The sequence below is a fragment of the Mycobacterium sp. 050128 genome (assembly GCF_036409155.1).
Lineage (GTDB): Bacteria > Actinomycetota > Actinomycetes > Mycobacteriales > Mycobacteriaceae > Mycobacterium.
In genome coordinates this window covers 30,427-51,493 of the sequence record NZ_JAZGLW010000009.1, presented here as the reverse complement: position 1 = coordinate 51,493, position 21,067 = coordinate 30,427, and the positions used below count along the sequence as shown (strand labels likewise).

General features: G+C 64.5%; 19 protein-coding genes. 6 read left to right on the top strand and 13 right to left on the bottom strand.

Annotated elements, in window-relative coordinates; all coding sequences use genetic code 11:
- Positions 1 to 219: 219 nt before the first annotated feature.
- From SKC41_RS30305 to SKC41_RS30285, 5 genes are all read right to left on the bottom strand, one after another.
- Positions 220 to 1,266 (bottom strand): DUF932 domain-containing protein, encoded by a 1,047-nt coding sequence (locus SKC41_RS30305; RefSeq protein WP_330981377.1) that lies wholly within the window; start codon positions 1,264 to 1,266, stop codon positions 220 to 222.
- A 466-nt stretch (positions 1,267 to 1,732) separates the two neighbouring features.
- On the bottom strand, positions 1,733 to 2,683 hold the full coding sequence (locus SKC41_RS30300; protein ID WP_330981376.1) for a DUF4192 domain-containing protein: 951 nt from the start codon (positions 2,681 to 2,683) through the stop codon (positions 1,733 to 1,735).
- Between the two features lie 414 nt (positions 2,684 to 3,097).
- Complete coding sequence (locus tag SKC41_RS30295) at positions 3,098 to 3,433, bottom strand: hypothetical protein (RefSeq protein ID WP_330981375.1); 336 nt, start codon at positions 3,431 to 3,433, stop codon at positions 3,098 to 3,100.
- An 82-nt stretch (positions 3,434 to 3,515) separates the two neighbouring features.
- Positions 3,516 to 3,974 (bottom strand): hypothetical protein, encoded by a 459-nt coding sequence (locus SKC41_RS30290; RefSeq protein ID WP_330981374.1) that lies wholly within the window; start codon positions 3,972 to 3,974, stop codon positions 3,516 to 3,518.
- A 377-nt stretch (positions 3,975 to 4,351) separates the two neighbouring features.
- Positions 4,352 to 4,891 (bottom strand): hypothetical protein, encoded by a 540-nt coding sequence (locus tag SKC41_RS30285; RefSeq protein ID WP_330981373.1) that lies wholly within the window; start codon positions 4,889 to 4,891, stop codon positions 4,352 to 4,354.
- A gap of 394 nt (positions 4,892 to 5,285) precedes the next feature.
- On the opposite strand from SKC41_RS30285, the gene SKC41_RS30280 reads away from it, so the two are divergent.
- On the top strand, positions 5,286 to 5,444 hold the full coding sequence (locus SKC41_RS30280; RefSeq protein WP_330981372.1) for a hypothetical protein: 159 nt from the start codon (positions 5,286 to 5,288) through the stop codon (positions 5,442 to 5,444).
- Here SKC41_RS30280 and SKC41_RS30275 read toward each other — a convergent pair.
- The 7 genes from SKC41_RS30275 to SKC41_RS30245 all read right to left on the bottom strand — a co-directional run bounded on the left by SKC41_RS30275 (position 5,420) and on the right by SKC41_RS30245 (position 12,386).
- A complete protein-coding gene (locus SKC41_RS30275) occupies positions 5,420 to 6,139 on the bottom strand; it encodes a serine protease (protein WP_330981371.1) in 720 nt (239 codons plus the stop codon). The two genes, SKC41_RS30280 and SKC41_RS30275, sit on opposite strands and share 25 nt — an antisense overlap.
- A gap of 21 nt (positions 6,140 to 6,160) precedes the next feature.
- Positions 6,161 to 6,334 (bottom strand): amidohydrolase, encoded by a 174-nt coding sequence (locus tag SKC41_RS30270; protein ID WP_330981370.1) that lies wholly within the window; start codon positions 6,332 to 6,334, stop codon positions 6,161 to 6,163.
- Positions 6,331 to 7,617, bottom strand: coding sequence for a hypothetical protein (locus SKC41_RS30265; RefSeq protein ID WP_330981369.1), 1,287 nt, complete (start codon positions 7,615 to 7,617; stop codon positions 6,331 to 6,333). Before SKC41_RS30265 ends, SKC41_RS30270 begins: the two co-directional genes overlap by 4 nt.
- On the bottom strand, positions 7,617 to 7,910 hold the full coding sequence (locus SKC41_RS30260; RefSeq protein ID WP_330981368.1) for a hypothetical protein: 294 nt from the start codon (positions 7,908 to 7,910) through the stop codon (positions 7,617 to 7,619). Before SKC41_RS30260 ends, SKC41_RS30265 begins: the two co-directional genes overlap by 1 nt.
- A gap of 27 nt (positions 7,911 to 7,937) precedes the next feature.
- The gene (nrdH, locus tag SKC41_RS30255; RefSeq protein ID WP_330981367.1) at positions 7,938 to 8,171 is read right to left on the bottom strand and encodes a glutaredoxin-like protein NrdH; all 234 of its coding nucleotides are present in this window, start codon (positions 8,169 to 8,171) and stop codon (positions 7,938 to 7,940) included.
- Positions 8,172 to 8,890: 719 nt separating this feature from the next.
- Positions 8,891 to 10,540, bottom strand: a complete 1,650-nt coding sequence (locus SKC41_RS30250) for a ParB/RepB/Spo0J family partition protein (protein ID WP_330981366.1) — start codon at positions 10,538 to 10,540, stop codon at positions 8,891 to 8,893.
- A gap of 796 nt (positions 10,541 to 11,336) precedes the next feature.
- Positions 11,337 to 12,386 carry an AurF N-oxygenase family protein gene (locus SKC41_RS30245; protein WP_330981365.1) on the bottom strand — a complete coding sequence of 350 codons (1,050 nt, stop codon included), beginning with the start codon at positions 12,384 to 12,386 and terminating at the stop codon, positions 11,337 to 11,339.
- A gap of 132 nt (positions 12,387 to 12,518) precedes the next feature.
- On the opposite strand from SKC41_RS30245, the gene SKC41_RS30240 reads away from it, so the two are divergent.
- The 4 genes from SKC41_RS30240 (at position 12,519) to SKC41_RS30225 (ending at position 18,875) form a co-directional block, all read left to right on the top strand.
- The gene (locus tag SKC41_RS30240; RefSeq protein WP_330981364.1) at positions 12,519 to 13,685 is read left to right on the top strand and encodes a sensor histidine kinase; all 1,167 of its coding nucleotides are present in this window, start codon (positions 12,519 to 12,521) and stop codon (positions 13,683 to 13,685) included.
- A gap of 17 nt (positions 13,686 to 13,702) precedes the next feature.
- The gene (locus tag SKC41_RS30235; RefSeq protein WP_442931872.1) at positions 13,703 to 14,350 is read left to right on the top strand and encodes a response regulator; all 648 of its coding nucleotides are present in this window, start codon (positions 13,703 to 13,705) and stop codon (positions 14,348 to 14,350) included.
- Between the two features lie 581 nt (positions 14,351 to 14,931).
- Positions 14,932 to 15,663, top strand: coding sequence for a hypothetical protein (locus tag SKC41_RS30230; RefSeq protein WP_330981362.1), 732 nt, complete (start codon positions 14,932 to 14,934; stop codon positions 15,661 to 15,663).
- A gap of 305 nt (positions 15,664 to 15,968) precedes the next feature.
- Positions 15,969 to 18,875 (top strand): tetratricopeptide repeat protein, encoded by a 2,907-nt coding sequence (locus SKC41_RS30225; protein WP_330981361.1) that lies wholly within the window; start codon positions 15,969 to 15,971, stop codon positions 18,873 to 18,875.
- Between the two features lie 155 nt (positions 18,876 to 19,030).
- On the opposite strand, the gene SKC41_RS30220 is transcribed toward SKC41_RS30225, so the two are convergent.
- Positions 19,031 to 20,086, bottom strand: a complete 1,056-nt coding sequence (locus SKC41_RS30220) for a hypothetical protein (RefSeq protein ID WP_330981360.1) — start codon at positions 20,084 to 20,086, stop codon at positions 19,031 to 19,033.
- Between the two features lie 177 nt (positions 20,087 to 20,263).
- On the opposite strand from SKC41_RS30220, the gene SKC41_RS30215 reads away from it, so the two are divergent.
- The gene (locus SKC41_RS30215) at positions 20,264 to 20,437 is read left to right on the top strand and encodes a hypothetical protein (protein ID WP_330981359.1); all 174 of its coding nucleotides are present in this window, start codon (positions 20,264 to 20,266) and stop codon (positions 20,435 to 20,437) included.
- Positions 20,438 to 21,067 lie beyond the last annotated feature (630 nt).

Below are 21,067 nucleotides of genomic sequence, written 5' to 3'. Positions count from 1 at the left end.
CGGTGTCGGCGCGTCGGCAAGAGTCGCCGCCGGCGGGATCGGTCACGAGGTTCGTTGCAGCGGGCGCCAGGAGTTCGGCGCGCGGAGCGCCGCGCTGGCGGCGAGCTGGCAAGCGTTGGCGCACACCGGGGTTGCCGGTGCCCGCGGGAAGAAAAAGGGGGGCCCGGCCACCCCCGCAAATGCAGGTGCTGGCCGGGCCCCGGTTCACCGATGGCGCGGCTACAGGGTCTGCAGGAAACGGAACGCCTGCGCCTTGAGCGATCCGCTGGCCGCGGCCGCGGTGACGGTCCGCACCGCGCGGGCAGTGCTGGCGTCGCTGGCGGTTCTGGCGCCACGGACCGGCACGACGTGGTCAAGGTATTCAGTGACCGCGTTGTAGGCCGCCCACCGGGTTCCCGCGATGGGTGTGATGGTGGGTGAGGATGTCCACAGCTTGACAATCCCACTGGCGCGTTCGAGGCGGTGCCGCCGAGTGGCGGCGGTGCCGGCCGAGTCGACCTCGAGCAGCGTGGTGGCGAAGCTGCGCATCTCCTCGGTATCCATTGGAGCCGCGTAGAGCGCGGCGGCCTCGGCTTCGAATGCTTCGATGTAACGCCAGCTGAGCTTAAGAGCGTTACGGGCTTCAGCGATAGCGGCCCGCGCTCGGCCGGTGTGGCGGATGGCGAAGCTGGCTTTGGCCGAGCCGATCGCCGCACTCTGGGTATTCGCGCACACGATGCGCACGGGGGACACGATGGATCTGAAGGCTGAACTGCCGTCGTGAGAATTCAGCGCCGCGAGGTAGAAGTCGGTGCGGTCCTTGGTGCCGTCTTTGCCGTCGAAGACCATGCTGCTGGGCAGCTTCATGGTGACGAACGCTTCCCTTCCGCCCCGCAGGGCTCCCGCGGTCTCGAAGTGCGCTCCGCCGCTTTGATCCACGAGGGCGTCGAGCAGGTTGCAGGAGGCCTCATTTTGAACGGGCTCGTACTTGCTGCCGACGACACCGAGAACGTCAAGGCGCCCGTTGATCGGGTTGGTGCGCACGGTCGCGTAGAAGTCGGGCACAGCCAGCGGTGCAGGAGTCGTGACGCCGGTGTCGTCGATGACGGGTTCCTGGGCCACCTGCAGCGGCATCTTGCGGACGTTCCAGCCGGCCAAGTGCGCGGCTTGCAAGGCCTCGCGGGCGGTCATCGCGTGCCCGACCGACTGACCGAGACGGTGCCATGCGTCGGAGCGGGAGTTGGCGAAGGAGACCTGGCCATCGGTGGTGTCGAGTTCGTGTGCCATGAGAAATTGTTCCTTTCCGAGAAACGGTGTTGGTTGGCGCCGATCGGCGCTGGGTGTAGGAGGACCGGTGGGGTGGCGGTGTCAACCCCGAAGAGGTCGGCGGGTCAGCCGGAGGCGGATTTTCGGCCCGGCGAGCTCGGGCGCGCAGCGCCGGACAGGCGAGCTGGCATAGGGCCGAGAAATGCCGCCGGTGCCGCCCGGGCGCAGCGGGAGCCGGCCGGCAGGCCGGCGGGAGCGCAGAACGGGCGAGCCCGCCGGGCGTGGGTTGACAGCGACGAGGCCCTGACGGTCAGACTTGCCACCCGCTGACGGCTAGGAAAAGGTGACGGGCTACGGATTTGGTGGCCACCCTGGGTGGCCAGTCCGGTCGCGCGGGGCGCGCCGGTATCGGTGGGAACCGGAAGAAAAAAAGGGGCCCGGCCAACCCTCCGGGTGGGGAGCTGGCCGGGCCCGGTGACCGATAGGGTCAGTCGCCGGCGGTGGCGGCGATGATGGCGTGGCTGATCTGCTGGGGTGGTATGCCCGACTGCAGCGCGGTGAGCAACATGAGAGCGAGTCGCGGCGGCGGGGTTTGGGTGGATTGGGCTTCCTTGAGCGCCGCGTCTGCGGCGATCCCAGCACGAACGCTGTCGCCGAGGAAGCAGTAGCAGGCGGCGGCGATAGTGAGCGCTTCGGCCCGGGGTTGGCCACGCAGGCGCCGGGCGATATGCGTCCACACGTAGGCCCCGGTGTCACTGTGTCGTGCGGCCGCGGCGATCATGGCGTCACGCACGGCGACGTCGGCGGTGATGGCGATGCCGGTGCGGGTGGGCAGGCTCCGGTTAATCGAGTGCCCTTCGAGGGCGTCGGCGATCTCTTGGGCGACGCGGAGAACGAGCTCGCCGTGGTCTCCCAGAGCCATCGGTGGCGCCGGGGGTAGGTAGGCGAATTCGGATTCGATGTCGCTGCGGCCGGGGCTGACTCGTTCACCGCCGAGGACACGGTGGGCGGTGACCAGTGAGTCGGTGTAGGGGTAGGTCGGGCCGGTTGCGCCGGTGCCAGGGTCATACCACTGCCCGTCGGTGGTGACGTCGCGCGTCATGATGCGGCGCAGTACCGGGATGCCGGCAGCGCGTAGCGCCTCACGCAGGGTGTCGAGGACGGTGAGGGCGTGCCATTCGTGGCTTTCGTCGCACACGGCCAAAAGCACAGCGGCGTGGCTGGTTTCGGCCCGCAGGTTGCAGGTGGCCGGGAATTTGGCTGCTTGCTCGGCGCTGATCGTGACGTCGAATCGAATCGCGGTGCGGACGACCATGTCGCCGGTGTTGGGGTCGCGGTGCAGCATGTAGGCGACGATGCTGTTGGTGGGGGCGAAGCCCAGCAGGGCCGCTGCGGCGGCAACGATGTCTGCTTCGGTGCGCAAGATGGTGTTGGGCATGGGTGTTCTCCGTTCTGTGCGGTGATTGGTGCGCCGGTCAGCGCTGGGGGAGTGGGCAATCGGGTGAGGGTGGGCGCGCAACCCCGACGAGTCCGCGCCGGACGAAGCAGGGTTTTCGGCCTGCGCTCGCCGGCGCGGCAGCGCCATCGGGCGAGCTGGCATAGGGCCGAAAAGGTCACTCGGCCTGCGCAGTTCGGCACGGGCGTGGGTTGCGCGGTCGGGCCCCCGGCCGATTAGACTGCGACCCCTGCTGACAGGCAAACAAGGTGAGGGGCTACGGATTTGGTGGCCACCGTGGGTGGCCAGTCCGGTCGCGCGGGGCGCGCCGGTATCGGTGGGAACCGGAAGAAAAAAGGGGGCCCGGCCAACCCTCCGGGTGGGGAGCTGGCCGGGCCTACCTCGGCTGCCAGACGACTAGGTGAGGACTTTGTGTGAGATGCGATCGCGGATGACGGCGAGATTGATGATGCGGTCAATACCGTTGTCGGCGATGAGCAGGGTGGCCCAGTCGTGCCAGCCGACCAATGCGGCGTCTACGTCGTCGAACAGAACGCCAGGGCGGCTGATGGCGATTTCATCGCCATTGTCGCTGCGGTATCCGTCTGCGACAACGGCTACGAGTTGGCCTGTGCCGTCGAAGATCCGCGGGTCGTTGCGGGGGGCGAAGTTTCGGCGGAACCGCAGCTGACAGGGCTTGCCATCGGCGGGGTCGACGAAGTCCCAAGCCAAGGCGAAATCAATGTCGGTCATCGTGAATTCCTTTCGTGAGGCCTGTTTTGGGCATGCGAAAGCCGGGCCCTGGTGGCGATCGGGCCCGGCTTCGAGGATTGGGTTAGACGGACTCGGCGGTGAGGATTTGGTCGACGAGTTCGGCGATGTTGTTCGACGGGGTGGTGGTCCCGGTATCGGTGGCCAGGGACCAGAGCGGCTCGTCGCCGATGCCGGCGGTTATGGTGTAGCGGTGGCGGCCTTGGGCGCGGAAGATCCAGTCGCCCGGGCCCGCGTGGAACATCAGGTCGGCGGCGTAGACCTTGACGATCCGCATGTGCGGGGTCGTGTCAAGGTCGGGAGCGGTGATCTCGACGGCGGCCGCGGTCATTTGGTCGGCCTTGTAGGTGGCCAACAGGGTGAGCTTGTGGCCCGCCGAGCTCGAGTACGTGTGGCGGCTGGTCAGGATCAGATCGTCGCCGTGGTTGTGCGCCTCGATGGTGGTGTTGCCGTACTGCTGGTGTTGCAGCAGCTCAATCGCGGTGTCGAGAAGTTCGAATGCAAGCTCGAATTCGTGATCCATGGTGTTTCTCCGTTCTGTGCGGTGAGTGGTGCGCCGGTCAGCGCTGGGGGTGCAGGGAGTCGGCTGAGGGTGGGCTGTCCACCCCGAAGAGTCCGGGGGCGGTGCCGGCGGATTTGCGGCCCGCGAGCGGCAGCGAGCTTGATAGGGCCGCAAATGTCCTCCGCCGCCGGCACCGGCACCGGGCGTGGGTGGACAGGTCGGGCCCCCGGCCGATTAGACTGCGACCCCTGCTGACGGCTTAAAGGTGGGGGGCTGCCAACCCAGAAGCCCACCAGCGGTGGGCTATTCGCGGGGCGCGCCGGCTTGCGGGCCGGAAGAAAAAAAGGGTCCCGGCCAACCCTCCGTTGGTGGGAGAGGTGGCCGGGCCCGGAATCCGTTTAGGCTGCCCGATAGTCGGCGGTGGTGGGATCTGCTTTGTAACGGTCTCCGTCGGCGAACACCGCGATCGCGACTCGGTGGACCCGTCGGAACGCGTCGATCATCGAAAGGACCGCGGCGCGGTCACGCAATTGCCAGGTGATCGGGCCGGTGTAGATCTCGACCCAGTGCAGTTTCGCGGTTTTGAGCCTGTTGAGCGCCGACTGTGCCACGACGGAGTAAGCCGGCGCCCTTGTCCACTCGACGCCAAGCACTGCGCGCCCGGCGGGTTCCTCGGCAAGGGCTGCAGCCGTGGGGATTTCCGCCGGGACGTGGATCATCTGACTCCGCGCAGCGACGAAGGCCTCGAGCAGGCCCTGGGCTGTCTGGCAATTCTGCAGGCCCATGTGCATGCCGCCGACCGTGACGCCGATACGGGCGGTCGCGGTGCGGGCGTGGTGCACGGTGATGTCGGGATCGAGCTGGCCCTTGACGGCCACGATGCTGTGGGTGATGACGCCGGCGGGCGTGACGTGAATGGGCGTGGCGGATTTAGTCATTGGTGTTGTCTCCGTTTCGGATCGTGATGATGTGCGCTGGTCAGCGCTGGGGTGCGGGTAAGCGGGTGAGGGTGGGCGGTCCACCCCGAAGAGTCCGCGGCGGGTGTTCGCCGGGTTTTGGGTCCGTGCTCGCCGGCGCGCAGCGCCCTGGGGCGAGCTGGCATAGGGCCCAAAACAGTCACTCGGTACGGCGATGCCCGGTGCGGGCGTGGGTGGACCGGTCGGGGTCCCCGTCCGCTTACCATGAGCACCCTGCTGACAGGCAAATAAGGTGAGGGGCTGCGGATTTGGTGGCCACTAGGAGGTTCCCGCTGCGGCGGTGGTCATGGATAGCTGACGCCGCGCGATGACGGGTGTTGGCCGCGCGCCACGATTAACCTTGTACGCTGGAGCGATGTTCGAAGAGGCGTTCGTGCGCGACCTGATGAATGGGCCGCAGGGTGTTCCGGCGGCCGCGGTTACCTGGCTGGTGACCGGGCAGTGGCCGGCGCCGGCGCTGCACTGGGACGTGTCGTATCCGCGAGCCGATTACTCGGGACTGCTGGCGTTTTGACCGAGCCGGCGGGGGGCGTTGAGGGCGCGAAGGCCGCTGGAGAGTGAGGCGAAGCGGCCGTACTCTTGACCGGCGGCGGTGGTTTTCTCGCCCAGCCAAATCCCGATGATTCGCGCGTGACCCTGAGAGGTGGGCGTCCACACCGGGCCTCCGGAGTCACCGGGGATGCTGGGCGGCATGCCGGTGGTCAGGTATTGATCTTGACCTTGGGCGGCAGCGATTTGACCGCAATGTTGGCCGCTGGAAACGCCGTTCCGGCAGACGGTTTCACCGATTTCGGGTTCGGGGTGGTCGTCGGTAAAGAGCGTGTGGTTATCGACGATGAACACTGATGCCAGCGAGTTGGTGCTGAAGTCGATCAATGCGTAATCCGCGCCGTCGCTGCGGGGGGGCTCGAACACGGTGCGCACGAAGTCCCCGGTGAGCCCGTTGCGCTTATCGCGCGCATACCCTGCTGTCGGGTTGGAGCGGCAGTGCCCGGCAGTGATGGCGTAGGTGTGCATGTCGGCACCGGTGTAGACGTAGCCGATCGTGCAGAACTTGTTGGCCCCGGCGGGGTTTATGTAGTCGACTTCTTCGCCGGGGCTGATGACGGTCAGTGCGGCGTGGGACGGGGGTGACCCGGCCAGTGACAGCGCTGCCGTGGCGAGCAGGCCCGAAGCGATAGCGGCGAGTCGACGGGGTGTGGTGGGCATGGGTGGGTCACCTTTCAGGTTCTAGGCGGCGGCGCGCGTGTGGCGCAGGCGGCGTTCGGAGCGCAATTGCGCGCGGGCGGTCATGCTGTCGATCCACGCGCGGGCGGTGATGGCCGCTGGCCCTGGCCGGCCTGCGGCGGCCGCGATGGCTGCCGCAGCACGGTTGGTGATGGCGGTCTCGAAACGCGTTGTCATGCAGACTCCTTCAAACGATCGGCGGCCGGAACTGGGGCGCGACGAGTGTGGCCCCGGTAGTCGACGGTGAGCCGCTCGAGAAGGCTTTCGACGGCGCGAGTGGCGGTGCGCGCCACTGGTGACAGGTGCTGGTTGCTGTAGCTGTGGAGCTCGTCGTTGGTGTGTTGCACTGTGCGCAGCTGGTGGGCGGCTTCAGCGAGCCACCGCGCCGCGTTGCGCGCGCTGCCAGGTACCACGCCGCGCCGGTCACGGTGGGCACTGGCCTCTCGTAGGGCAGTGTCGAAGCGGTCGGCGGCCGCGCCGGCCCTGGCGGCCGCAGCCAAGGCGTGCAGCTCGGCGGGGGTGATGACGGTGAAACCCCCGAGGGGGTCGCTGCGGTCCCATAAGCCAGCGTTGACGTGGTCGGTGACGTCGGATTTATCGACCTCGAGGGCCGGCATGAGTAGCACCACCTGGGCGGCGCTGGCGTGCAGACGGTCATGCAGGTTGATCGCCCGCTGATAGCCGGCGAGATCGCGGTCGGCCACGATGGCGACGTTGAGCCCGGTGAATGCGTCGACCAGCCCGGTGGGGAAGTTGGCGGCCCCCTGGGCGTTGGTGGTGGCCAGGCGGCCAAGCGCGGTCAGGGTGTCGGCGTCCTTTTCGCCTTCGGTGACCCATACCCATGCACCGGTCTTGGCTGCGCTTTGAATTGCGTTGGGCCGATACAGAACCGGGGTGAATCCGTGCGGCTTGCGGTACACCCATTGGTGTGCGTCGCGGTAGCGCTGCCGGAATTGCTTGTGGGGGTGGCCGGTGCAGGCGCATTCTTCGCGAATGACCTGCTGCACCGGTTGGCCGGCGGTGGACAGGTAGGTGTAGACCCGGACCCGGCGCCACTGGTGCTCGGCGTGGTCGGGGGTCGTGGTGATGCGCGCGGGCAATGGTCCTAACCCGGCAACTCGTCGGGCCGCCTTCGGTCGTGTGGCGCGGGTCCAGCTTTGACTGGTTGGCGGGGCAGGGTTGTCGAACAGATCGGCCAGGCGCAGTCCGAGGGCGGCGGCGATGTCGACGGCGGGGGCCTGACAGCTAAAGCAGTGCAGCAGGACCGCCCCGCCGCGGCCGGCGCGGGTGTTTTCGCGCCAACCCACCGACAGTGAGGGTGAGTGGTCGGTGTGCAGGGGGCAGCTGGCCATGAAGGCTTCACCGCCACGCGGCCGGATGGCGTGCCCTGCCGCCTGCAGGGCGTCACGCACCTGGTCCAAAGCGGTTCCGGGGGAACGGGTCTGCGCTGTGCTGGTCATCACGGAGTCTCCTTGTCGATGACCGTGTGCACTACGGCGTAGGCCGCGCGGGTCTGGCGAATGCTGTCGTCGAGGAAGGTGGCGACATCGCGTCCGTCGCGGCCGTCGGCGAACTCGACGTCGTAGACGGTGTTACTGCGCAACTGCTCCAAGCTGGTCGCGGCCTTGTGTAGGGCCTTCACGGCGTCGGAGAGGTGCGTGAGCAAATGGCTTCGCGTTTCACCGATTTGCTCAATGTGATCCAGCTCGGCGAACTCGGCAACTGCCTGCTGCAGTGCGGTGTCGGCGTACATGGGGTGGGTCCTTTCCAGTAAATGGGTCTAGGCGGCGGCCAAGCGAGCGACGCGATCCGGACGGAAACCCGCCCAGTGCTCTGTGGGGGAGACGTAGACGACGGGCGCGCCCAGATATCCCAGACTCATCACGTATTCGCGGGCCTCGGGATTTTCGGTGACATCAATTTTCTGGTATTCGATGCCTTGCTTGTCCAGCACCTTGAACGTCGCGGTGCATTGCACGCAGGCCGGTTTCGTGCAAACCGTGATTGGGGACATTGGTCGCCTCCTTTGTAAATCGTGGTTGCTGCGTTCGATAATTAAATATTACTGCCGTGAGTGGCCCTATGCCATAGTCGCGCAAAAGAAATTCGGGCAATTGTGGATCGTTCTCCACAGCGATTGAACTTAGGTCTACACACCCCCTTCCTATGCCGGTCACCTAAGATGCACGCACGCCATACCTGGTTGTCAGACTTAGCATTTGCCACCTCCTGCCAGGCAGAACAGGCGAGGCCCGAGGACCGGCACTGCACCGAAGATTCATGCTGATTCTCGGTGCTCGCGACTTGGCGGTAATCGACACACAAAAGCAATGATTGAATGCTTCTTCTGCCATTCCGTCATGAATTCATCCCTTACGACCGCTCGACATATGGTCATTGTCGGCGGCCCGCTTACACGTGCTTTGCAGTGTCATTGCTGCCATTGTTTTCGCCTCTCTGGCATTCACGATTTCAACCGGCCAGTGGGCCGTGGACTGCAAGGCCCGGGCGTGAAGTTTTCCCAGTGAGCCTCAGCGAGCGGCTCGGGGAAAAGTTCGCGAGCCACCGGGCCGCAGCAACGCGAAGGCCGGGGCCTTGCAGGTAGCGGTCCGGCCGGTGACAATCGAAAGGCCAGAGGACGCAACTTGTTTCATGTCCGCCCCTCGAAAATGCCGTCCGCCGCCGCGAAAGGTGGGGCCAGAACCGAAGTCCTGACCCCACCTGACAGTCGCGTTACTCCTTTACCGCATCGGCCAAATACTGCTCGTACACGTCCTCGGCGCTCTTGGCCTTGGTCACGACCTCCTCCACTGGGGCCAGGGGGTAGTCGTTCTTGTCAGCGAGCCAGCGCAGGTACTCGCTGCTGCCGACATGGTGTCCCCACCAGCCCGTGTTATTGCGCCAGGCGTCCTTGGGGGTCCGCGATTCCAGAGCACCGAGCACCAGGGCCAGCGTGATCACCTGAGCGCGCCCGTCGCCATTGGCGGCCAGATTGGCCACGAGCTTGGCCACGGCTTGGCCGCTGTCGACGCCGAGCAGTTCGGCGGTGGTGTCCAGCGCGTTGTTGCTGGTGAGCAACGCGCTGTCGCGAGCCAAGCAGTCCGCCACGAAGAGACCGGCACCCTTAGGTGGAGTCTTACGCGCGAGCAACTTCTTGATGAACTCACGCCGCACACCCATAGCGGCATCCCCGAGCTTGTTGAGCGCCAACACTTTCCGGCGCTCCCGCTTCTCGGTCTCGGCCTTTTCGAGCGCGGCCTGCTGGCGTGCGGCCTCGCGGGCCTCGTCGTCCAAGTCGACCACTTCGCCGGTGTCGGTGTCCACCAGTCCGGTCTGCCGGGCGAACCAGCTCTGCGGGGTCAGTGCGGCGGAACGGTAGTCGAGGCAGTAGTAATCAGGGGTGAACACCTCCTTCTCGGTGACCGTGTTCGCGTGACGCAGCCCCTCTGCGGGCGTGGCGTCGGGCAAATCCTCGGTCTCCCAGTCCACGCTCTGTTCGTCCACTACCTCGCCGGTTTCCACGTCGCACAGAGCGGTGTCGTCAACGAGAAACACAGCCCAGCGGGCGGGGTCGCTGACAGCGGTGTCGTCGGCTTCGTCCCCTTCGGCGGTCACCAGGTGATGCAGCGGTATGCAGGCCGGGTCCCACGAATCCGGGCGCTGCTCAAGGATGGTGAGCCCCTTATCGGCGAAAGGCTGGGCGGCGTGGGCTCGGGCCAGGGCGGTGTCGCGTTCCTGGCGCAGCTGGGCGACCGTGTGCTCGAACCAAGCTCCTCCCGCCGACCTCATCAGCCGCTCGACCGCGCCGGGCATGTCCTCGAATTCGGTGATCGCGGCGGCTTCGGTCAGGCTGAGTTGGCCGCTGGCCAGTGCATCCATGGCGGTGGCCGACCGTGCTGCCGTGTGAGCGGCCTTCACGGCATCCTTGCCGACAGATAACCGCTTGGCCACCTTGGTCACCGACAGCCCCGCGTCGATCATCTGCTGAATGCCGCGTGCCCGCTGTGCGTCGGTGAGATCGCGCTTCTGATCGTTCGTCACGATCTGGTGCACGATGCGGTCGATGGTCTCCTGGCTGGCATCCGCAGCGGTGGACGGCAGCACATAGACCGGAACGCTGGACAAGCCAGCCTCACGGGCGGCCAGGGTGCGCCGCTGCCCGTTCCGGACCCGGATGACTTCCGGCCGCTCGGCGTCACGCACACCCGTGATTGGCACCAGAACTCCGTTTTCAGCGATGCTGGCGATGAACGCCTTACTCAGCGCTGCGTCGTCACGGACATTGTCACCGATGTCGAGCAGCATCGGGTCAAGGTGTTCCAGCGTTCCGATGGGCTGGTCGGCGGTAGTGGCTGCGCTGTCGGTGTTGGTTGTGTCGGTCATGGTTGAACCTTTCTGTGTACGGCAGGCGTTCACATGGCCGCCTGCTCTTTTTGCCCTCTGGCAATTGAGATTTGGCCCGGCATAGGGGCGCGGAGTGCAAGGTCCGGGCGCACAGTTAGCCGCCGCGAGCGCAGCGAACGCGTCGGGTAACTGTGCGAGCCTTGCGCCCGGAGCGAAGCGGAGGCCGTGGCCTTAGCGCGAGCGAACCGCCGGGCAACAATCGAAAAAGCCAGAAAGGCAAAGAAACATCGGCTTGGGCCGGGACGGCCCAAGCCATTCAGCAGCGCCGCAGGCGCTTCAACTTCAACTCAACGCTACGATCGCGGGAATGGGGCTTCGGCAGACCCGGCGCGGGTGGGAGGAACCCCGTCCATCGCACTGTCCCGAATGCGGTGCGGAGCTCGGCGCGCACCAGGTACTTGTCGGAACAGCACATTGTCAGTGCGGACGGATGCACCGTTCTCACTGTTGCGGGGAGAACGAGCGATCTACATGCCATTGCTGGGAGGCGTTTGCCGGCTACCGCAGCTGGACGGGTGACAAGAGATTGATATTGAAATTACCTCTGCTGCAGTCAGTTTAGCTGTACTCAAGAGCGCGCGACCGCCATTGTTGCCTTGCTGTGCCCTGGCGAGATCATCTTGATTCGGTCACTTGTTGGTGGCGTAGCGAGCCGTGCGCCCGTTGCATTTGATGCAACACCATGTATGGGTCGGTCACATGGTCAGCGCGGCCTTGCTGGAAGTGAGCTGACCCCCCGATCAGTTGATCCATGTGGACCAGTTGACGGGTGCGGTCACGTTCGCTTACGACGCAGATGGAGGACCTTTCGTAGGGAACCCAATTCATTCGAAAATCGGTGGCTGTCAACAACGGCCGGCGTCGTCATAGATGGGTCGTGTAATCCGAGTAGGCGCCACCACAGTCGGTAGCATCGGCCGAGCACACCTACCTCCGCACACAGCTTGCGTACCCGCCGGATCGCGGCCAGGTCGTCAGCTTTGGCCGCTGGGTTGTTCGTGTATGCCGCGGCGAGCGCCTTTTTCGGGATGCTGTATTTAGCGACCAATTGTGGCGACGGCCGAAACATCATGGCTGTCATCACCGAGAGGATGATCGGGGCGCCGATTCCTAGTTGGAGGTGGTCGTACCATGTGAGGGTTGCCGCACGGCTCTTGAGATAGCTGCGCGCGAAGGAGAGGTGGCGGGCCTCCTCGGTGACGTGGATCCTCATTACCCGCTCGAGTACCGGGGGTAGATCGTTCTCGTCGCGCAGGACCTTGCGCTGGACGTAGTCGATGGGTTCTTCACCACCGAGCACGAAGATGAAGAACAACGGCGGGAAACGTCGGCCGAGCGGGATAACCAGCCGTGCACCGAGACGGGCATAAAGTGGGAGCCCGACGGCGTCAAAACCGCTGCGGTTGATGAATTCCTGGAACATCAATGAGTGCTGGCACTCTTCGATGACCTCGTGGTAGGCGTAGCGGAACTCGGTGGCACCGTTGGGGAGCGTGCCGGCGAACTCGAGTAGGCCCTGCTTGAGGACGCGCTCGAACTCGAGCCCGGTCTTCATCATCGCCACGGTGCGATCAAGGCCAAGGCCCGCTCGCTGGTCAGTTGGCAGATTTTGGTACCACTGCGTGTGTGCAAGCGGATCATCCGAGGTTAGCGCCCACCGCGGATCTGCGCGGTCGATCTCGAAGCCGGGGGAGTCCCATTCGATGTCGCCGTAGGCATCGAAATGGTGGGTGACGGACAGGGTGGACAGCCGCGCAAGCAGTGCCTGATACCTATCTATGTCACGATTGTCAGTTTCTGCGGACAGTGCGGCTGCAGTGGTCATGCGGACAACGCTAGGGTGCCGTAGCTGTGAATTCGTCCCACTGCGGTGGTGAAGATTTCTCCTACTGTGGGTGGAGAACCCATCGTCGGGATGGACGATGTCTCCTCGCTGGCGAAGTCCTAGGCTGAGCAAGTGCGGGTGATCGGCGGGGCGGTGGGCTATGTGCGCCGACACGCGGCCGAGATGGGTTATGACTACCCGGTCGTGTATTTCCTGATTTGCGCGATAGCCCAATTGGGATCGTTCGGTCTCGCCGCTGGCCAGCGTGTAGCGGCCGGCGCGGCATTGATCGCGGTCTTGGCCGGTGCGATTTGGGCCGTTCAGCTGATCGACTATTGGCCGAAGGGTTTCGTCCGGACCTTGTGGCACGCAGCGACGCAGATCGGGGCGGCCGCGGTGCTGTTGGCCCGTCCTGTCGAAAAAGATCTCGCACCAATCGTTCTCATCGTGACCGCGGTGATGATTTCGGCGGCTGCTTCGTTTGCTGCAAGCATGGTGGTCACCGTCGTCGCGGTAATAACGCTGGCCGTCCCGACGGCGGCGGGCACCCTCGACTGGGGGATTCCCTACATGTTCGGCGTGGTGTGGGGGGCGTGTTCGGGGCGGATGATGTTGATGCAACTGCGGCTGCTGTGGCGCGAGCGCGACGCGCGCCAAGCCCACGCCGGACGAGCCGCCAGCGAAGAGCGTCGCCGAATCGCCCGCGAGATCCACGATGTCGTCGCGCACTCGCTGAGCATCACGCTGCTCAACCTGACAGTAGCCCGCCACGCCTTGCAGCAGGACCGTGATATCGACGACGCGATCGAGGCGCTCGAAGATGCTGAACGCGTCGGACGCCAAGCGATGTCCGATATCCGCTTGACCGTCGGATTGCTAGGTACCGGACCGTCCAACCCTGCACCGGAGCCCGGGATCGACGACATCCCCACTCTCATCGAGGACTTCCGGCGCGCGGGAATGAGGATTCGCTACGAGATCGACGGTGCGCCTCAATTCGTCTCGGCAACAACCGGACTCAGTCTCTACCGCATCGTTCAGGAGTCACTGGCCAACGTGGCCAAACATGCGCCCGGAGCCGAAACCAACCTGCGCGTGGACATCACGAACGAGTGGGCGACCGTGTGTGTCACCAACACGGCATCACATCCGATCTCCGTGTCCCACAGCGGATCCGGCCTGCACGGGATGCGTCAGCGGGCCGAACTGATTGGCGGGTCGTTGCGTGCTGGACCGGCGCCGCCAGGATGGTTGGTTCAGGCCACAATCCCTACGCAGGTGGGGGATGTGACGTCGTGACGGAACGCGAGATCACCGTGCTGCTCGTCGACGACCAGGAGCTGCTGCGCTCGGGATTGCGACGAATGCTGCGGCCCAGAAACGGATTCAAGGTCGTCGGCGAGTGTTCAGACGGCTCCGAGGTACCAGCTGCTGTAGCCCAGTTGGACCCCGACGTCGTCGTAATGGACCTGCGCATGAAGCACGTCAGTGGAATCGAGGCCACGCGGTCGATTCAAAGTGCGAACGACCCGCCTCCGGTCCTCGTTCTCACCACGTTTGATGACGACGAGCTGTTGTCCGGCGCGCTGCGCGCCGGTGCTGCAGGCTTCATCCTCAAAGACGCACCGGCCGAGGAGCTTATTCGCGCCATTCGGGCTGTCGCGGAAGGTGACGCATTCCTCGACCCGTCGATTACCGGCCGCGTCCTCACGGCTTACCGCGCGACAACGCCACGCAACAAGAAAGCTCCAGTAGAGCAGCTAACCGCCCGCGAACTCGACGTCCTCACGCTTCTAGGCCAAGGACGCACGAACGCCGAGATCGGTCTAGAGCTGGGAATCTCGGCGGTGACGGTCAAGACCCACGTCAGCCACATCTTCGACAAGCTGCGGTTACGCGACCGTGCAGCAGCCATCGTTTACGCATTCGACCGCGGCATCGTGACGCCAGAAACCGACGGTTGACATCACCAACCCGATGGCACGCCCGTTCCGCAATGTGCCGAGAGTCCGAGGCTGTCGGATATTGAGAAATAGCGCAGATTTGGAATACGTGCCCTCCGCCAGCACACTGCCAGTACACGATTTATACTCCGCCCCTTGGTGAGTCGTGTAAGTTTCACACCCTGGACGGCCGTTGAGGACTGCTAAGGGTGCGGGAACACAGCCTCGATCCGGGTGTCGTCGGTAGACCAGAAGACCTCCGGCCTCGCGTCAACGGGAAACAGGTATGCCCGCCTCGCTTGCGGCAGTGACCGTGGTCAGCGGCTGCGGCCCAGCTTGTCGATTTTGACCGCTGTTGCCTCACCCGCGACGGTCTCGCGCGAAAAGCATTCGCGCGTGCCGAACAGGCGGCCGGACGCGAGCAGTTCGCCGAAGCATTGCGCGTCGTAGCCAGGATCGCGGATGGGAATAGTCGCATTACCGCGCTCTGCGACCTCACGCGATGCATGATCGCGTCAGGCGATGAGCGTGGGCGACCACTACTGGACGAGGGACTGCATATCGCAGCGCGAGAGCCCGACGACGCAAGCTGGTTTCGGTGGATGTCGGCCCTCGAGCTGCGAGAGAACGCTGCCCGACTCGAATACGACGGCAGCACACAAGCAGCGGCGGCATGGCGCGAGGCAAACAACGTCACAGGCTCTTTGTGGGCAGACTGGATCTGGAGGTCGCCGGAGGGCCGGGCGGAGGCACTCGTGAGAATGGCTGCTGCAGACGCGCACCCTCAAAGCGATGGCACCTTCGTTCTGGCTCACCACGCTGTTAAGGCCATTTCTCATGAGAATCTGCGCAACAATACTCTGCTCATGCTGATCACCACGATGATCACGATCGGCCGTACCGACCTCGCCGAAAGGGTGCTGCCTGATCTTCACGGCAAGCATGAACGGCGCGCGGCAATCTCGGCGCTGATGAACTACCACATCGACTCCGGGCAACTCGACACTGCGCTGGCGTTTGCTCGCCTGGAGACGACCGACTTCGAGCGGCGCAAGTTGATGCGCGATGTTGCAACGGCATTCGCGACGGCGAACCGCATACATGATGCGCTGCTGGTGATCGACGAGGCGACACTCGACGAGTTCATGGCCACCCTGTCGACAGCTCTGGCCGCTTGGTCGGAGCCGCCGTCCGGCGCCGTGCTCAAATCGCTACAAGCGGCAGCTCACGTCGCGGGTTGGGTACGGCGCCGACTGGCAAACCGTCCACGAGGAGCTGTCAGCGGCACCGGGGTAAGAGCTCAATTCTGGCGCGGCCACGATGGATCGCGTTGACCGCAGAACCCGCTCCTATCGTCGAGAGCCGCAGGCCCGATTCGAGTTTAATTGCAAGACTTGGTGACTTCGCTCCAGAGACCTATCGATGTCCGCTCATAGGCGACGGCGGACTCGCCGCCCTCGCCGACGGCTGCTGATTAATTAAGATGGTGCTGATGTCAGCAACCGCACTCATTCTTGCGGCCCTCGAGGCAGCGGGAATCGCTGTGGGAAAGGGTGGTGCCGGAGCGGTCGGCAGCGAGGCCGCAAAAGGCGCGTGGCGGAAAGTCTTCAGCGGAAGGACAAAGGCCGCCCAAGACGTCATGGCGATGGCGTTTGTTCGAGCCATCGAGGAATCAATGCCCGGAAGCGATGCCCGCGATATTGACTGGTGGACGCGCACCGGTCGTCGGCTCATTAGACCGTTCGTCGACAAGGATGTCGCTACCAATGTCCTTCGTGCCGTGGTCTCCTATCCAGGACGCGTCGATGACGCCCGCCAGACATTCATCGCCGCGTTAGAAGCGACCGGGCAGGACTTTTACCAGCTTGCAGTCGAATTAGATTTTGACGCTCCGCAATTCTTGTCGGCTCTTCCCGACATCGTCCTCGACGAGTTAGTACTCGCCGCTGCCGAGCAAAACAGTCCTCTATTGCAACTCGCGCAGTACGCCACGCTGCGGCAAATTGCGACGAAGCAGGACGCCGCTAGTGCGCCACCTGAATCTGAGGTGCTGGCCGACCTCGTCGAGGTCGTCGACGGCGACGACCTTCCTATGGTGGCAGGACTCGACCCCTACCGATTAGGGGCTACCCCGTCACCGTTCGGCGATGCCCAAACCTACGGCGAACATGATCCCTACGTGCCCCGCACCCGCGACAACGACCTGGCGACGGCACTAGCCGACCGAAACCAGTTGGTACTGCTCGTCGGCCCGTCGAAGGCCGGCAAGACCCGCACCGCATTCGAAGCCGTCCGCAAGCACTTTCCCCAAGCCCGCCTGCTGTTCCCGCGCCCTGGCATGTTCGGCCGGCTCGTTGCGGATCCGCGGCTGCACAACAGCCCTGACACGGTCGTGGTGTGGCTCGATGACCTCGATCGATATGTTTCCGACGCCGATCCGCTCACCCCAGCGTTGCTGTCACGGCTGAATTCCCGCAGCGGCCGCACCGTCGTGCTGGCAACCCTGCGGCAAGAACAACGCGACCGGCTCTATCAAGGTGGCGCGCTGCTACGAGACACCCGGGTGCTTCTCGAGCACGCCATTACCGTCGACCTTGCCCCGCTTACGGGGGAGGACCCCGACGAACAGGCCGCCGCCGGCCGTGCCTACCCTGGGCAGGATCTGGAATTCGGGCTCGCCGCGCGTCTCGCCGGCGCCCCCGAGCTGCTCAAGCGGTACGATGATGCCCTGTACACCGACCCGCTGCGCCACAGCGTGATTCGCGTGGCGATCGACTGGGTCCGCGTAGGACGCCCAGACCTCATCCCCGAAAGCGCCCTTGCTGCACTGGCTTTGGGCGCATTCGAAACAGAACGACCCGACCTCGACGCCACCGAGCAACAGGCCGTCGACGCCATCAAGGCTGCACGCACACCGCAAGAAGGATGGGGTCGAGTCGCTGCGCTGATCACGCGCCGCCTGACCGACCACACCCGCAGTTACCGTCCTTTCGACTACCTCGTGGCCGCAGACGACGGGCAAAACCATCCGCTGCGCCCCATTCCCGAATCGTTTTGGAATGTGGCGCTTAACAACGCGCCACCGATCATCGCCTTGGTGGTCAGTCTCGCCGCTTTCCAGCGCGAGAATATTCCCGTCGCCATCAAGGCGTCGAGGCAAGCCGCCGCCGCGGGGCTTGGCGCTGCCATGTTCAGTCTGGGCTTGCTGCTCGCCGACCACCAGGATCCTGAGGACCTGCCCGGCGCCCGCCGCTGGTACGAGAAGGCAGCCGCTGCAGGCAATACCGATGCCATGGTCAACCTTGGGGTACTGCTCGCGACCCGGTGGGACCCGCCCGACCTGGACGCCGCGCGCCGCTTATACGAGAGGGCAGCCGCGACGGGGGACACAGATGCCATGGTCAACCTTGGGGTGCTGTTCGCCGACCTGCAGGATCCTCCCAACCTCACCCTCGCCAGCCGCTGGTATCTGCTGGCCGCCGCCGCCGGCAACACTAACGCGATGAACAACCTCGGAGTCCTGTTCGCCGAGCGAAACGACCTAAACGCCGAACGGAGCTGGTACGAGAAGGCCGCCGACGCCGGCAACGCAGGCGCCATGATTAACTTGGGCCTACTCGCCGAGCGGGAGGACCCGCCAGACCTCGAAACCGCGAACGACTGGTACCAGAAGGCGGCCGACGCGGGCAACACCGACGCCATGGTCAACCTGGGGGTATTCCTTGTCGCAGAAGGTGATTCGCGTGCCGCCCGCCGCTGGTACGAAAACGCCGCCCATCTGGGGAACACCCGCGCCATGGTCAATCTCGCCATGCTCCTTGCCGAGCAAGACGATTCATCGAGCCTCAATGCCGCCTTCGAATGGCTGACAAAAGCGGCGAACGCCGGAGACATCTACGCCATGAATAATCTCGGGCTGTTACTCATCCACCGAATGAATCCGCCGGAACCCGCCGCCGGCCGCGCCTGGTTGAAGAAGGCCGCCGACAGAGACGACGCGGACGCGATGGTCAGCTTGGGCCTGCTCGCCGCACAGGAAAATCCACCCGACCTAACCACCGCGAGTAACTGGTATAAGAAGGCAGCCGACGCCGGCCACGCCGGCGCCATGTTCAACTTGGGTCTACTGGCCGAACAAGCGAATCCGCCGCATCTCGAAACCGCACACGCCTGGTACCAGAAGGCGGCCGGCACGGGCGAAACAAATGCAATGGTCAACCTCGGAGGGCTCGCCACCCACTCCAACCCGCCCGACCTGCTCGCAGCCCGCCACTGGTACGAGACGGCAGCCGAGTTGGGAAACACCACCGCCATGATCAATCTCGGCGTGCTCTTCGCCGACCTACAGGACACGCCGGACTTGCCCGCAGCCCGCCACTGGTATGAGACTGCCGCCAAGTTAGGAAACACTACCGCCATGGTCAACCTCGCGATGCTGCTCGCCGGACGGTGGAAGCCGCCGGATCCGGACGCTGCTCGCGGCTGGCTGGCGAAAGCCGCAGCGGCGGGACACAGCCTGGATGAGTTACTCAAACCCGAGCCCTAGCTCGCAAACAATCAGATCGGCCAGACACCCGCAACGATTGGTGATCGATCTGATGAATCCCTCAGGGGTACAGTCACATGCGCAGCATCATTGGCTCTATTATGTCGGACTGACAAGCCGACGACTCCTGCCGCTTCAATGGACGCTAGCGGCATTTAGTCGCTCATCCGCGGCGGTAGCGGAGAGTCGGTGAGGCACCTGGTGACGACGTCGTAAGCGTTGTCGTAGTCCGTGTCAGCCTTGATGGGATAGATCAGTCGAAGGGTCCGCATGTCGGATGTGCTGCGCCGAGTGTCGGGGATTTTGCCTCCGACGCGGTTGTCCGGGTCGTACACGTCGATGAGGCCGAACTCTTTGAGTTCGTGCAGCGAGGTGTAGGCCTCGGGTGCTATTCCATAGCGGCCCCATTTTGTCTTGTCGGCGATGCCGATTCCGTTTCCTTCTTCGGGCAATCGGGGGAGGGCACCGAAGCGCGCGGTGGCATCAATGATGATCAGCAGGGTGGCGAGCTCTTCAGCGGTCAGGACAAGGTGCCAGCCCGCACGGAAGAATCCGGCGGGGACGGTGATGACGTTGGTGGCGCCGTCGCCGGGCACGCGGTAGCGCTCGCCTGAGGCGCCTTCGTCTTTGAGTTCGAAGGCGTCGTAACGCTTGGCGGCACCGGGTGCACCAACGTCGACCAGTCGGTGCGTGCTGAGCTTGTGCAGGGCGCGGGTCATCCGCAGATTGAGCTCACGGGTGTCGACGCCACCGCCGCCGAGCGCGTTGAGCGTGGCCCACGAGGGGCCGGATGGTTGGTCGAACACGTTGTGGTGGCGATTGTCGACGTGTGCGCCGGGCTCGAATTCCAGGTGCGCAATGTAGATGGCGGTGGCGTAGACCTGTTGAGCGTTGCCGGGACGGTGGATCAATTTGGTGTTCGGCGGGCGCGTGTCGACATCGCCTTGGCGCGTGGCCAAGACGCTGCCGACTTCACGAGGAGCCCGGGGTGTATCGAGCCAAATGAAGCCGGTGCGCACCCGGATGGTCGGCTGTTGTCCGCGGTCCAGACGTCGGTAGCCCTCTAGGGCCGCGGCGACGGCGTCGGAGCGCGCCTTGAGCAGTTTTCGTCGGCGCCGGCGGATCGCTTCGGCTTTTTCCCGTCGCATCTGGTGGTACCGCTTGTTTTTCTCGGCCCGCTCGGCCGCTGCGAGGAGCGCAGGGAACCCCACCTCCATCGTTAGCCCCGGGATGTGAGGGTAGTTCTACACGGGGTAGCCACTGGCGGATAATAGAGCATAGTTGAAGAATAGCTGCTGTACGTCCCGCCAGCAACTACCCAACTATCCGCTAGTAGCTGGCCTCTGGTGAGGCGACCGGACCGGGGTGACCCGACCACTATTGCCGCCATGAAGCACGAACACACGCCGCGTCGCCTCGAGCACATCGTCAACCGCGGATGGGACTACACCATCCGCTACCTGCTGCTCTATTTGGCGGTGAACGGAAACACTCGGGTGCTGAGCGCGTGCATCGGGGCAATTACCGTCGTGATTTGCACTCTGCTCGGAAACCGGTTCTGAGCCGGCCAGCGATGCACCCTCTGTTTCGGGCCCGGGCGCTGCCACAAGGGGATTGGCGACGACCGCTCAACAACAACGGGAACCTAGATTGCGCCTACGGGCCTCATCGGCCAGAAAGCCTGCGATCCGGGCGTTCCCATGTGTCGCGCGGTAACCCCGCCGACCCGCCGACGAGTCAGGACGCTGTCGTGTCGCTCGGGCAGGGTCTTTTCGTAGCGTGCCGGCGTTCCCTCGTCTTCGTCGATTTTGTTGAGCGCTTTACCTTCACACGTCATGCAGATAGCTCAAAACGAGTCGACGCTTCGGCAATCAGTGCTACGGTGCCAAGACACGGCTACCGCTTCGGGGGATGCGGTCACCGGGAAGCGGTGGAAGCCTTGCCGGGGGCGGGGTTTTCGCCGCTTCCTCATTTCGTTCACAGAGGATCGCTAGTCCCGCGGCGATCGCGCACGCACGCCCTCCAGCTGGCATCAACTAAGACCCGGTGCCGATATCCACGTTCCGACGTAACGCCCAGGCTCAATCGGAAGATCCAATCGGCAAAACTGTTCGGGCAAGGACCCGATGGCCTTCTGAGTCTAATTCGGACACCGATGAACATCTGCGCCAGAGCAGAACGTTAGCTCCGCT